Consider the following 13,036-nt stretch of genomic DNA (forward strand, 5'->3'; position numbering starts at 1 on the left):
CCATGACCGCCTCATGACCGTCCGCATCATCCCTGCCACGTTGCGCGACCTCAGCTACATCGCAGCCAATTTGCGCCCGGAGGACCGGGCCGAGATCGACTGCCAGCTTGATCAGTGGTCGCCGGCGCTGCTGGCGCTGACGGCGCTGCAGGGTTTTGCCTATGTCGCCGCGCTGAACGGCAATCCGGAAGCCGGCTTTGGCGCTGCCGAACAGCGCGGCGGCTTATGGATCGCCTGGAGCTGGGGCACGCGCCGCATGAGGCGCTGCGTGCCCGGGATCACGGAGTTCTTTCACGCCGTGCTCGGGCCTGACGTGGCCGCGCGCGGCGCCTGGCGGGTCGAGGCGCGGGCGCTCGCCGCCAATGAATTGGCGCTGCGCTGGCTCGCTCGGCTTGGCGCCACGCAACGCTGCCGCCTGCCGGGTTACGGCCGGAATGGCGAAGATTTTTTACTCTATGACTGGACAAGAGAAAGCTGGAACCATGTGCCTCTTCCAAAAGCCGCCGGCGCTGAAGCCGCTGCCACCGACACCGACCATCGCCGACAAAGACGTGCAGGCGCGCGAGGCGGCACTCAGGGCTGAGCTCGAACAGCGCCAGGGCACCGCCGGCACGGTCAAGACCGATCTGTCGCCCAGCGACCTCACCGGCCAGCGCCGCGTGCTGCTGGGGGTGTGATTATGGGCGCGAGGAAACGGGTGTTCAGGAATGCGGTTTGCCCTGGTGGACCTGGCGGCGGCTGGCGCGGTTGGTGAAGAGGTGAGGATAGTCTCCCCTCAAGGGGGGAGATCGCTATCACCCCGGCTTCCGCGCAAATGCCCACACCATCAGCGGGTATTCCTCGTCGTTGCTGAGGTCGCGCCACAGGCCGTAGGCGCGCACTGGCCCGCCGATATGGGCTTTTGCGCAGGCTTTGTTGCCCCAGCCGAACACTTCTATCTCGGATTTCGGGAAGCCGCCATCGACCATCACCTGCTTCAGGCCAGCGGGAGTCCAGCGGTCGTGCGGCCTGGCATGCACCCTGAACAGGAACGGTGTGGCCACCATCGCCCAGCCGTCCGGCCGGGTCATGGCATGGATATTTTGCGCGGCGGCAAGCGGCCGTTGCACATGCTCCAGCACCTGGTCGGCGATGACGACGGAATATTGCCGGTCGGTGCGGTCCTTGCAGATGTCGAAATCGGGGAAATCGACCGAGGTGTGTTGGAGCATCCTCTTCCAGTAGCGGTTCCAGCCGGGCGAAACCTCGATCACGTCAGATGACTTGCGGCCGTCCGCCTCAAGAAAACGCGGTGAATGCCTCGATCTGCCTGATGCGCAGCCAGTTGCGGGAGTCGTAGCCGATCAGCCGCTTTGCAACCTGCTTGCTTCGCCTCGTCAGGGCACCGGGTAGGCTCTCCGTCATTGTCACATCGACCTCCTTAAAGGCCCGCCGCGCCTCCCTTGAACATCGCAAAAGCGGACAAACTCGACCGCCCTAAAATAAGCTCAGACCACCGAAGAAAGAATGCCATGACGAGTGATTCCCGCGCCCACGATATCCTGTCGCGACAGGCGCAACTGGAGAGCGAGCGCAGCCAGTATGAGGCTGTCTGGGAGGCGGTGTCGGAATTCTGCGACCCCGACGCGCCCGATGTCTGGAGCGGGCGCCGGCAATCCGGACCTGACTCGCAGGCTGAGCGGCAGGAGCGGCGGGGTGCGCGTGTCTACGCCAACACCATCAACTCGGCAGCCAACCGGCTGGCCGCTGGGCTGGAAAGCCTGATCATCCCGCAGTCGGAAAAATGGCACGGGCTGTCGACCGCCGCCTTGAACGACGAAGAGAGCGACGAGGAAAAGGAATGGGCGGAGGCGCTTCGCGATTTCCTGTTCTCGCTGCGCTATTCCGCCAATTCGAACTTCGTGCCGGCAACGCAGGCCTGCCTGCGCAACGTCGTGCGCTACGGCCCGGCCTATCTCTACGCCGAGGAGGGCTTTGCGCCCCACACGCTGATCCGCTATGCCTCGATCCCCGTGGTCGAGGGCTATCTCTGCCGCAACCGCTGGGGTCAAGTCGATATTTTCCACCGCCGCTACGAGCGCACGGCGCGCCAGGCCGCACAGCTGCTCGGCTATGAGAAGCTGCCGGCGCGCATCAAAATGCTGGTCGATGATCCCGCCAAATGCGAGACCAAGATTTCGCTGGTCCAGTGCATCCAGCCGCGCGACGAGCGCAAGATGTATCGGCTGGGCGGATCCTACCAGTATCTCGACACGGCCTTCGCCTCCTATCACATCCTCGAGGACGAGGAGGTCATCGTCAGGGAAAGCGGTTTCCGCTCCTTCCCGGTGTCGTGCTTCAACTGGCGCCGTTACGAGGGCGACCCCTACGGCATTTCGCCGACCATCGAGGCGCTGACCACGGTGCGCGAAGAAAACGCCGTGCGCCGCTCCGGCCTCAGGGCGCTGCAGCAGGTCACCGATCCGGCGACCGCTTCGAAGGCGCGGCTCGACTATGTGCCGGTGCTCAATCCCGGCGAGAACTATCCCGGCCTGATCGACGATCAGGGACGACCGCTGATTGCGCCGATCGCTACGGGGCAGAATCCGACCTATGCGTTCAGCTACGCGGAAAGCCGGGCCGAGGAGATCCGCGACATGATGTTCGTCAATCTGTTCCAGACGCTGGTGCAGAACCCGCAGATGACGGCGACCGAAGCGCTGCTCCGGCAGGAGGAAAAGGGCGCGCTGCTCGGACCCTCCGGCTCGATCATCCAGGCCGGTTTTGCCTCGAATCTCGACCGCGAGCTCGGAATCCTCGAGGACAAAGGATTATACGAGGAAGACAGCCGCTTCCTGCCGCCGGCGAGCCTTGCCGGCAAGGCGGTGCGGCCGACCTTCACCGGCCCGCTCGACGTGCTGCGCCGCTCGGCCGAGGCGCGCGATACAATCCAGGTGGTGACCACGGCCATGCAGATGGCGCAGTTCGACGCGAGCGTGATGGACAATATCGACGGCGACGAGGCGCTCAAGATCGTGCAGAGCGCCGGCCGCAGTCCGCAGCGGATCTTTCGCCGCCAGGACGAGGTTGCCGGTATCCGCGATGCCAGAGCCAATGCGCAAGCTGCGCAGGCCGGCATGGCCGCGATCGCCAACGCCGGCAAGGTGGCCAAGGATGCCGTGCCCGCCGCCGTGCAGGCGCGCGACAGCGGTCTGCTCGACAGTCTCGGCGGGCTGATGTCGCAGAGCGGCGAGGGCGGCGCATGAGCGGCAAACGCTTCGCCCATTCGAGCCAGGCCGGCGGCCCGGCCAAGGCGCAGGATGCGCTGACCAAGGCCTATCTCAGGGTGTTCTCAGGCCAGGACGGCGAGATGGTGCTTGCCGACCTGACGGCGGCGACCGGCTATTACCGCCGCCCGTCCTATGGCGAGTGGCTGGCCAAGACGAAGACGCCGAACGGCTTCGAACTGCACAGCGCACTGAGCAATGCACGCGCCGAAGTGGTGCAGCACATCATGGGGTTCCTGACGCTGGACGAGGCGCAGCTGGCGGCGCTGGAGAAGGCGGCGAGGCTGGAGGGGAGGTAGGAGGGTTCGCCGAGGTCGGCATTATGGTTGCTTTCGCCAATTTACGATGCTTCCAAGAGGAGCGGTGCTGGCGAAGCTGCCAATCTCCCCCCACTTGGGGGGAGATCGGCCGTCGCCGCTGATTTCGCAAATCGCCAACTTGAAAAGAAAGGAGCCGGCGTCGAAGCCACCGAACTCTCCCAAGCGCCTTTGTCGCTATCGGCTCAATAGTTGCCGCTGTAATAGCGGTCGTCGCAAGGCGCCGTGTAGATGCGGCCGTAGCGATCCTGATAGCGGCAAAGCTGTTCGCCGCGCCGCTGCGGCGTTGTCGCGCTGCCCACGACCGCGCCCAGCAAGGCGCCGCTGGCTGCACCGATAACCGTGCTCTTGGTGTCGCGGCCCAGGGCCTGGCCGACGAGAGCGCCGCCCGCGCCGCCGACCAGAGCGCCCGTGGTCGCCCTCTGCTGGCCTTCGGTCTGCGCACAGCCTGCCAGCGTGGCAGTGACAAGCAGGGCGGCAATGGCTTTGTACATGGTCATCGTCTGATACTCCGTTGAGGCCTATGAACTAATACACCGGCTGGTTTTGCCAAGTGTTTGCCAAGTGCGGTCGCATTGCGGCGGAACAGCGGCACCATGCCTCACGAAATAAGACATGGTTTCTTTCGTCTTGACGGCCAAGGCCTCCGGCTCGGAAAGCTCATGGTCAAACAAAAAGATCATAAAGATCAGGGTCACGGCTTCGGCCGCAACGATTCCGCTCGCGGCGGGTCCAGCCGATCCCTCAAATCCCCCAAGAATGGAGAATGCAATGACCCGAGGTCTCCCCCGGACGCTTTCCCGTGCCGCCGCCCGAGAGGCCGGCCTTGCCCCGCCCAAGGCCGGCCTTGCCGCCAGCACCAGCGGGCAGGGCGGTTCCTTCCGCACCGTCTTTTCGCTCAACGCCATGCAGGTGCCGGTCACCGATGCGCTTGCCTATGCCAGCCATAAGCTTTTCGATTTCCTCGGCGGCAAGGTGCGCATCAAGGGCGGCACCGCAAGGCTGCAATTCGCCGTGCTGACCACCCGCGCCTCGACCATCAACGACAATGCGGCACTGACCTGGTCGCTCGGGTCGGCGGCGGCGTCAAGCGCTGCGCTCGCCGGCACCATGGTCAATGTGCTGGCTTCGACCGGACGTACCCTGGACGGTGCCGGTGCTGCACTGTCGACCGCTTCGACCGCCGATGTAGCGGCGGCTTTGACGCTCGATGGCACAGTGACGCCGGCCGATCTCTATCTCAACCTTGCCCTCGCCGCCGGCACCGATATCGACGCCGACGGCATGCTGGCCGTTACCGGAACGATCACGCTGCTGTGGGAGAACTGGGGCGATAACGCGCAGCGTTAATCTCCCCCTTGAGGGGAGATGTCGCCAAAGGCGACAGAGGTGCGACCGGGCCCGACCTCAGCGACAGATGGAGGTTTTGCGCTCCACGCGCTGGTACCCCCCTCTGGCCTGCCGGCCATCTCCCCACAAGGGGGGAGATACTACGCCCCACCACCGGCTCCTATCATCAGCCTTTAACCTCAACAAAGGAACATCTCATGACAGATCTGGCAGACGCCGGGTCCGTGGTGGCTTCGCCACCGGCGGGCAACCTTGCACGGCCACCGGCCAACGGGGACAACGGGTCCGCCCCGCCTGCCGGCAAGAGTTGGTTTGACGGTCTTTCCGAAGGCAACCGCAAGCTCGCTGAAACCAAGGGCTGGACCCAGCCTGAAAGCCTCGATCGGGTTTTCACATCCTATGCGGAGCTGGAACGGCAGCAGGGCGAGAGCCTGCGCATTCCCGCAGCGGACGCACCTGGGGAAGACTGGGACAGGTTCCATGCCCGGTTGCCTGAGGCGATGCGCCCGCTGACATCGCCCGACAAGGTCGAGTACAGTCGCCCCGACGGGCTTCCCGAAGACTTCGCCTATTCGGACGAGCTCGCCAACGCATCGAAGGCCTGGGCGGTCGAGGCCGGCGCCACCCCGAAGGTGGCGCAGGCCTATCACGACCGCTTCGTCGGCTACATGGCCGAGCAGGCCAGGGTGCAGCAGATCGCCCTTGCCCGTTCGGTCGAGGCCACTCACGATGACTTGGTCAGGGATTGGGGACCGACCGACAGCGACGGCTTTCGCAGGAGATTGGAGGTCGCCAACCGGGCGATGAAGAAGCTCGGCCTGGTCGATTCCTACAAGGCGAAGGGCATCCTTCTGCCTGACGGCGCCTTGACCGATCCGCACATCGCCAAGGCCTTCCACGCCATCGGCGAGGCGATGTTCAGGGAAGACACGATCGACGGCGGCGCGGCTTTGATCGGCGGCAATCCGTTCAAGCGCAACGCCGCCGGCGAACGCAACCTGACTGAGATCTCGGCCCTCGTCAGAAGCGATCCCGTTCGCGCCCGCCGGCTGGCACGCGAGGCCGGCGAAAACCCCGACCTGTGGATACCCAACAACCCTCTTTGAAGTGGGGTAGCCGCATCCGAATGCCCCTCAACCGGCCGCTTCGCGGCCACCTTCTCCCCATGAGAAGAAGAGGCTGGCGCCGACGGCGCAGGTCTCCTTTCCCCGCCGGGGGGTCAGCCGAGCGAAGCGGAGGCTGGGTGAGGGGCGCAACCGCCAACCAAACCTGAAGGAAGAGAAAAATGGCAGACGCCTATACCCGTGTCGCGGACGCGATCGTTCCGTCCGTCTATGCACAATACTCGTTCGAGGAGCACGTCCAGTCGCTCGAGATCTACCAGGCCGGGATCCTGTTTTCCGACCCGGCCATCGCTTCGAAGCTCTCCATGGGCGGGCGTTCCGTCGACATGCCCGGCTGGAAGGATCTCGGCAACGATCCGTCCGAGCCCGTCAATGACGATCCGGCCGATTCGATCGAGTTGAAGAAGATCGGCGCGCGCCGCGAGGTCGCCGCCCGCAATGTCCGCGCCCAGGCCTGGGGCATTCCGGACTTGACCTCGATCCTGGCCGGCGACGACCCGCAGAAGCTGATCGTGCGGCGCCAGACCGACTATTGGCAGCGTGCCAACAAGCTGACGCTGCTCGGCATCCTGAAAGGGGTGCTGGCCGACAACATCGCCAACGATGCCGGCGACCTGGTGCGCGTCACCGGCGCTTCGATCGTCGACACCGACATCATCGAGGCCGCCTATCTGATGGGCGACCGCGCCGACAAGTTCAAGACGATCTGGATGCACTCCAAGCAGATGAAGGCGCTGAAGCTCGCCGACCTCATCGACTATGTGCCGCCGTCCGAGCAGGGCGGGCCGCTGATCCCCTATTACATGGGGCTCAGGGCCGTCGTCGACGACGATATCCCGGTGGCGGCGGGCGTCTACACGGCGTTCATGTTCAAGGACAAGGCGATCCTGTGGAACGAGCTGCCGGTCAATACCGAAGGCGGGCCGCTGGAGTTCGACCGCAAGCCGCGCCAGGGCCATGGCGGCGGCGTCACCGAAATGGTCGGCCGCAGGCATTTCGTCCCGCATGTGCCCGGCACCCGCTTCCTCGACGCCTCCTCGGCCGGCGAATTCGCCACCGACGCCGAGCTGGCGCTGGCGGCGAACTGGGACCGCACCGCGTCGAGCGTCAAGAACATGACTTTCATCGCGCTGAAGACGACCGAGGCCTGATCGGACCGGAAGGGGCGGGGGTAAAAGAACTCCCGCCCTTTCTGGACAAGCGGTTCGCCGAACCGCTCTATCTCTTTGTTTATGCGCAATTCCGGACGGAAAACCGTTCACACTTTTCCTGGAATTGCTCTAGATCGCCAATGTGGCGAATTTCAAGTTCACCCGCTGCGCTAAACCAGAGTGAAACAAGACTTGGGGTTCGCAACATATTCATGTTGCCCTTTAACCAATCGCCGTCACCAAATGGTTACAGAGATGGGCGATGCTGCTTTGTCTTGGCAAGGAGGGTAACCATGAACATGACATACAAGGCAGTTCAGCGAGTGCTCCGAAAAGCGGGCATTGTCATAAGCAAAAAGGGCGAAGTTCACCGCATAAACTTCTTCAGCGGTCTGGAAAACACCGCCTACTATACGACAAGTCTTCAGGAGGCCCTGGATCGGGGTTTGGGGATGGCGAGAGGTGCCGGAAGGCTGCAAGCAAGCGCCGTTGCCAAGTCGGCCGAAACAGGGCGGCCGACGAGCGCACGCGTCGGCTGATGCCGCAGGAATTCGGGCCGCAAGTGATCGCCGCGTTGCGCGGCGATATCGTGAAACTGCAATAGCCACAACGTCAGGTGGCGCAGGCCACCAGTTTCCTGCGGTCGCGTTCCGTCGCCACCCACCATCACTCCCCCCAAAGAATCCTCAGCCGCTACGAAGCGGCTTTTTGCCGTGGGCCCATGCCTGCTTTTTCCGATCCACACAGACGGAGCCTAAAATCATGGCCATCACTCCGCTCGACATCGCCAACATGGCGCTTGGCGTCCTCGACGAGGCGCCGATCGACAGCCTTGATCAGGACGTGAAACCGGCCCGCCTGCTCAATCTGCATTTCGACCTGACCCGCGAGGCAGAGCTGACGAAACACGCCTGGGTGTTCGCGATCCTGGCGGCCGCCGTCGCCGGGTCCGATACCGGCAGTGGCGCGGGTACGCTGAACTTTGCCTATGAATTGCCGGTGGACTGCCTGCGGCCTTTGCCGCTGACCGATAATGGCGAGCCGGATGGCGTGCCGATCGCGTGGCGCCAGGAGGCCGGGCTGATCTATTGCGACCGGTCGGGGCCGCGTCTCATTCGCTACGTCGCCAACCTCACCGATCCGAACGACTGGGACGCGCTGTTCACCGAAGTGCTGGTTGCAGCGCTCGCCGTCAAGATCGCGCATCCGCTGACCCACAAGGCGGGCATGATCGACATCGCCCGCGGTGCCTATGACCGGGCGCTCGACGCGGCATTCCAGTCCAACGCCATCCAGCGTGGCGGCAGGCTTTCAACGTCGTCCTGGGCGATCCGGCGCGGCGGGTTTGTGCGCTGATGACGACGCTCTATCCAGTCCAGGACACATTCGTTCGTGGCGAGATCTCGCCGCGGCTACACGCCCGCGCGTCGCTCGATCTTTATCGGGCGGCGCTTTCCAAATGCGAAAACTTCGTCACGTTACCGCATGGCGGCATCCGCAAGCGCGGCGGGACATACTTCGTTGGCGAGGTGAAGACTTCGGCCAAGAGGACGCGCGGCATTCCGTTCATCTTCTCGGCAGATCAGGCCTACATGCTTGAATTCGGCGATCTCTACGTCCGCGTCTATGCCTATGGCGCGCGGGTCGGCACGGTGGAAGTGGCGACACCCTATCTCGAAGCCGATCTGTTCGACCTGCAGTTCGTCCAATCCGCCGACCAGATGTGGATCACCCACAGGGACTACCTTCCGCAGGTTCTCACCCGCACGGCGCACACCATATGGACGCTGGCCGAGTTCGTCTTTCTCGACGGCCCCTATGACGACATCAACACAAGCGCGACCACCATGGCGCCTGCCGAGACCGGCGCCGTCCATCCCCTTATGACCAACAACACCGCTCCAAGCGGCACTGCTGCCGACAGCAGCGGGTCCGCCGACGCCTATAAGGTGTTTGACCGGGACAATGGGTCGAACCTTTCGTTCGGCACGACGACCGGCTTCTTGTCCTATGACTTCGCCGGTACAGCGACCAAGGTTTGTGACGGCTACTGGCTTCGGGCAAACTCGACTGGTGGTACAAAGGCACCCATCGCGTGGGATTTCCAGGGCTTCGACGGCACGAGCTGGATCTCGCTTGACAGCCGGACAGCGGAAACCGGGTGGTCGCGCAGCGAAGTGCGCTTCTTCGAATTTCAGAATGAGACTGCCTACCAGTCCTATCGGTTGAATATCTCAGGCTCCGAGGACGACGCCAATCTTACGATCGCGGAAATGGGATGGCATGAGGATGGCGATACACAGACGCCATTCGATCTCACGGCGTCCTCGATCGTCGGCATCAATGACGGCACCGGTTTCCAGACCAGCGATGTTGGCCGTACCATTCGTTTGCTCGGCTCGGATGCTGTCTGGCGCTGGGCGCGTATCACGAGCCGCACCAGCGCTACTGTGGTCAAAGTCAGGTTGTATGGGCATGCGCTTCCCGATCTCAGCCCGATCGCCCGCTGGCGTCTCGGCACCTTCGTTCCCGGCAAGTACGTCGAAAGCGGTTCGCTGTACGAGGAGCGGTTAGCCTTCAGCCGAAAATTCTCCGTCTACGCATCCGCAACCGGCGACTTCGACAATTTCGCACTCGGGGAAAAGCACGACGATGCTCTTGAATTTATCCAGGCCGGCGGCGGGCAGGCCAATGACATTACGTGGATCTCCGATTCGGATGGTGCCCTGCTGATCGGAACGCTTGGCGGGGTCCGCGCTCTATCGGGTTCCGGCATCGACGAAGCGCTGACCCCTTCTTCCTTCAAGAACCGTCGGTCCCGCACGTTTGGCTGCGCCAAGGTCCGTCCGGTCGATGCCGGGCAGTCGTTCCTTTACGTGACGCGCTCCCGCAAATCGATCGCCGAACTTGCCCAGAGCGCCACCGGCCGCTTCACGTCGGACGATGTCGGACAGATTTCCGAGCACATTCCAAAAAAGGGTGTCGTTGAACTGGCGTTCCAGACCGATCCCGATCCGCTGCTGTGGTTCCCGCTGGATAACGGAGAACTTGGCGCCTACACGCACCAGCCTTCGCAGGAAGTCCGCGGCATGCACCGGCATCGCATCGCCGGCTCGTTCTCAGGTTCGGCATGGGGCATCGTTGAAAGCGCCGTGGTCACACCGGGGCAGGACGGCAACGATGATCTCTGGCTGATCGTCAAGCGCACCATCGGCGGCGCGACGAAGCGCTATATCGAAGTGATCAGCGTTCCTTTCGAGTACGAGCAAATCGAAGACGCTTTTGCAGTCGACTGCGGGCTCACATACGCCGGCCCGGCGACAGCCACGGTCACAGGGCTTGACCATCTCAACGGCGAGACCGTCGACGCTCTGGCGGATGGCATAGTCTATCATGACCTCACCGTGGCCGCTGGGGCTGTTTCCCTGCCCGGTCGTGCAACGGCCGCCAAATGGCAGGTCGGGCTACCCTACGAGGCGGGAGCCGACACGTTGGAGCTCGATGTCGGCGGCAAGGACGGATCGATTGTGGGCCGTCGCAAGAAGATTTCGGCCGTGATCCTGTCGCTGCTGGAAACCGACACGACGGGCTTGCAAATCCAGTCGATGCAGCGTGGGCGGTGGGAATCTGTCCGCATCCCCTCAATCGTCGCTCCCGATGGCATGGCAACGTTGTTCACCGGCAACGTAACGGTGCCCGTCGAGGACTCATGGGAGGGGCAGGGCCGGTTTAGGTTGCGTCATTCCAACCCGACGCCGTGCACAGTGAGAGGAGCCACGCCGATTTTCGACGGGGAGCCTTAGCCGAGGTAGGCCAGATGAAGATTTCTAGCGGGTGTGTTCCTCAAGCGGAACATTAGTACATCCTGATGATTGTCTGTGAGCAGCGGGCACGCCCCCTCTCGCTTGCCCGCTGTAGATCGGGGCCCTTACCCGATCGGGCCCGCGCTCTCCGCCAGAGGCGCGGGCTTGTCTGCGTGCGGTCACCGGCTCTCGGGGTTCAGGCCGGTGCGTGCGATAAACAAGGGAGGCTGAAGCCATGGCCTATTCATATCGGTGCAGGGACTATCCCGGAAATGAAACCTGCCCGGCATCGTTCACGGCGGCGACCGAGGCGGAAGTGATGAAGCATGTCGAACTTCACGGTAGGATCGCTCACGGGGAAGATCCGGAGCAATGGTCACCGGAGGACCGACAACAGGTCCAGAAGCTAATTCGCGCTAGGCCCGCTACGCAGCCGTAGGGAATGACAATCCACTCGTCCGATCAGCCCGCGGCCATTCCCCAGAGGGCGCGGGCTTCGCTGCTTGCGCTCACCGGCTCAGCCGCTCGACCGTTTCAATTATGGCTTTGGCAAGCGCCTCGGCTTCGTGGAAGACCGATAGAGCCCCAAAACGGCTTCCTCGCTCGGCATCGCCTCCTGGCAGTCGGTCACGCGGTCGGCGTATTCGTCGCCGCTACTCCCTATGGCAGGTCAGCCGGTCTGCTTTCGAAATCATTGCGCCCCGAGCGGATGGCGGCCAGTAAATCAGCTTCGGTCCTGTTCGGGGAGCAATGGAAAGCAGTCAGCACCGCCGCGGCCAAGTCTTCCGCCTCAATCGACTTGCTGCCCAAACTGGCGTCGGCGCAAATCTGGTCGAACACTCGCTGGCACAAGGCCAAATCTTCGGGTCCAAGAAATTGGCTGAATCGACTTAGCATCTCAACGCCTCCGTAGGGGCGAGAGTGCGTAGCGCCTCTCAATCAGCGAAGCCCTTATATGATCGCTGACACCTTACTGTACGTTATCGGATTAAAATTGCGAGTCTTTCCTGTCTCAGGGAACAAGCACGATTGGGTGACGTTTCGGACCAAAGGAATTGCAGAGATGGCTGACGGACCCGACAAGCTGCCCTCGGCACCGGATCGTCTCTCCCTTGTCCAGCGCTTGGTCAAAGAGGCCAATATCACCGAAGAGCAGGCTCGCGAGCTAATCGCTCTCTTGGGGTCCCACTGGCCGTCACTTATGCGGGAAGCCCGCTTTCTAACCCGAAAACGCTAGTCTGGTCAGTCAAACCGCAGGGCCGGCGCCGAAGGGCATGAAGCGGCCGGCGACGCAATGGGTAAAGCCGGGACTGATCGGCCGAGTGAAGCACCTACGAGGCGAGGAGGACCTGCGGCATGCTTCGCTGCAGGATTTTCGAGAGGAGCCGGGATAAGTGTATAATGAAGATCCTACCTGCTCGAAGAGATCGTGACGGCACCCGTGGTGACCCCATCCCGAACGTGTCCGACTTCATTGGCCTATTGTAGCGTCAAGAAGGTTCATGCTTATCACGGCCCAAGTTGCGGAATGAAGGATCGAGAAAATGTCGGCTCAGGTGCGCGAAATCGTTCAAAAATTGGTGGATGCGGAAACCAAGGGGTGGGACGAAAAGAACATCGAGCCCTTCTTGTCCATGATCCATCCGGATATGGCGTGGCCATTTGCCCCGAACGCCGATGCACACGATCCAATTGACTGGCACTTCGTGATGGGGCGCTTCGACGAAGAAGAGTGGCGTCGCAGTTATAACGGCCTTTTTGCCGCTCATGACCTGATCCACAATCGCCGGAATACCGTCAAGATTGAAGTGGCTCCAACCGGGGATGCGGCATTCGCAGTCGTCGACATCGACACGCTTTGGCGAAACAAGGACACGGGCCTTGATTTCCATTGGAAAGGGCGAGTCTGCAAGATCTATTCGAAGCTCCGAAACGGCGAATGGAAATTCTACTGGCAGACCAGCGCCCTCAGCTTCCCGCCAAATTTCTGAACCGCGATCCTGCACGAGGCCGGCGCCGATACGC

General features: G+C 62.7%; 14 protein-coding genes and 2 pseudogenes. 13 read left to right on the forward strand and 3 right to left on the reverse strand.

The window, feature by feature from the left end; genetic code table 11:
* Positions 1-13 precede the first annotated feature (13 nt).
* Together A9K68_RS09460 and A9K68_RS32240 are read left to right on the forward strand one after the other, a co-directional pair.
* Positions 14-583 (forward strand): hypothetical protein, encoded by a 570-nt coding sequence (locus A9K68_RS09460; protein ID WP_065009055.1) that lies wholly within the window; start codon positions 14-16, stop codon positions 581-583.
* Positions 552-677 carry a hypothetical protein gene (locus tag A9K68_RS32240; RefSeq protein ID WP_280950361.1) on the forward strand — a complete coding sequence of 42 codons (126 nt, stop codon included), beginning with the start codon at positions 552-554 and terminating at the stop codon, positions 675-677. The genes A9K68_RS09460 and A9K68_RS32240 overlap by 32 nt, the downstream gene beginning before the upstream one ends.
* 117 nt (positions 678-794) lie before the next feature.
* Here the strand turns inward: A9K68_RS32240 and A9K68_RS09465 are convergent.
* Positions 795-1,404: pseudogene (locus A9K68_RS09465) on the reverse strand (methyltransferase domain-containing protein).
* A 107-nt stretch (positions 1,405-1,511) separates the two neighbouring features.
* On the opposite strand from A9K68_RS09465, the gene A9K68_RS09470 reads away from it, so the two are divergent.
* Both A9K68_RS09470 and A9K68_RS09475 read left to right on the forward strand, forming a co-directional pair.
* Entirely contained in the window at positions 1,512-3,245 is a 1,734-nt protein-coding gene (locus A9K68_RS09470; protein WP_065009054.1) for a portal protein, read from the forward strand.
* Positions 3,242-3,565 carry a hypothetical protein gene (locus tag A9K68_RS09475; RefSeq protein WP_029351760.1) on the forward strand — a complete coding sequence of 108 codons (324 nt, stop codon included), beginning with the start codon at positions 3,242-3,244 and terminating at the stop codon, positions 3,563-3,565. The genes A9K68_RS09470 and A9K68_RS09475 overlap by 4 nt, the downstream gene beginning before the upstream one ends.
* Before the next feature lie 203 nt (positions 3,566-3,768).
* Here the strand turns inward: A9K68_RS09475 and A9K68_RS09480 are convergent, their stop codons facing one another.
* A complete protein-coding gene (locus A9K68_RS09480; RefSeq protein WP_065009053.1) occupies positions 3,769-4,083 on the reverse strand; it encodes a YMGG-like glycine zipper-containing protein in 315 nt (104 codons plus the stop codon).
* Positions 4,084-4,354: 271 nt separating this feature from the next.
* Here A9K68_RS09480 and A9K68_RS09485 point away from each other — a divergent pair, with 271 nt between their 5' ends.
* The 7 genes from A9K68_RS09485 to A9K68_RS09515 all read left to right on the forward strand — a co-directional run bounded on the left by A9K68_RS09485 (position 4,355) and on the right by A9K68_RS09515 (position 11,450).
* Positions 4,355-4,933 (forward strand): hypothetical protein, encoded by a 579-nt coding sequence (locus A9K68_RS09485; protein ID WP_065009111.1) that lies wholly within the window; start codon positions 4,355-4,357, stop codon positions 4,931-4,933.
* 197 nt (positions 4,934-5,130) lie between these two features.
* Positions 5,131-6,039 (forward strand): hypothetical protein, encoded by a 909-nt coding sequence (locus A9K68_RS09490; protein ID WP_065009052.1) that lies wholly within the window; start codon positions 5,131-5,133, stop codon positions 6,037-6,039.
* A gap of 179 nt (positions 6,040-6,218) precedes the next feature.
* The gene (locus A9K68_RS09495) at positions 6,219-7,208 is read left to right on the forward strand and encodes a Coat protein (RefSeq protein WP_065009051.1); all 990 of its coding nucleotides are present in this window, start codon (positions 6,219-6,221) and stop codon (positions 7,206-7,208) included.
* A gap of 293 nt (positions 7,209-7,501) precedes the next feature.
* Complete coding sequence (locus A9K68_RS09500; RefSeq protein ID WP_065009050.1) at positions 7,502-7,747, forward strand: hypothetical protein; 246 nt, start codon at positions 7,502-7,504, stop codon at positions 7,745-7,747.
* Positions 7,748-7,970: 223 nt separating this feature from the next.
* Entirely contained in the window at positions 7,971-8,564 is a 594-nt protein-coding gene (locus A9K68_RS09505) for a hypothetical protein (RefSeq protein WP_065009049.1), read from the forward strand.
* Complete coding sequence (locus A9K68_RS09510; protein ID WP_065009048.1) at positions 8,564-11,011, forward strand: hypothetical protein; 2,448 nt, start codon at positions 8,564-8,566, stop codon at positions 11,009-11,011. The genes A9K68_RS09505 and A9K68_RS09510 overlap by 1 nt, the downstream gene beginning before the upstream one ends.
* 235 nt (positions 11,012-11,246) lie before the next feature.
* Positions 11,247-11,450: a DUF1059 domain-containing protein gene (locus tag A9K68_RS09515; RefSeq protein ID WP_082982458.1), complete on the forward strand. Its 204-nt coding sequence runs from the start codon at positions 11,247-11,249 to the stop codon at positions 11,448-11,450.
* A 221-nt stretch (positions 11,451-11,671) separates the two neighbouring features.
* Here the strand turns inward: A9K68_RS09515 and A9K68_RS09520 are convergent, their stop codons facing one another.
* Positions 11,672-11,908, reverse strand: coding sequence for a hypothetical protein (locus A9K68_RS09520; protein WP_082982457.1), 237 nt, complete (start codon positions 11,906-11,908; stop codon positions 11,672-11,674).
* A gap of 368 nt (positions 11,909-12,276) precedes the next feature.
* On the opposite strand from A9K68_RS09520, the pseudogene A9K68_RS32455 reads away from it, so the two are divergent.
* A pseudogene (locus tag A9K68_RS32455) lies at positions 12,277-12,405 on the forward strand (ATP-dependent DNA ligase); the annotation flags it as partial.
* A gap of 150 nt (positions 12,406-12,555) precedes the next feature.
* The gene (locus A9K68_RS09525; RefSeq protein WP_065009045.1) at positions 12,556-13,002 is read left to right on the forward strand and encodes a hypothetical protein; all 447 of its coding nucleotides are present in this window, start codon (positions 12,556-12,558) and stop codon (positions 13,000-13,002) included.
* The last annotated feature ends 34 nt before the right edge of the window (positions 13,003-13,036 follow it).

Origin of the sequence: Mesorhizobium sp. AA22 (genome assembly GCF_001672375.2) — a bacterium.
Taxonomy (GTDB): Bacteria; Pseudomonadota; Alphaproteobacteria; order Rhizobiales; family Rhizobiaceae; genus Mesorhizobium; species Mesorhizobium wenxiniae.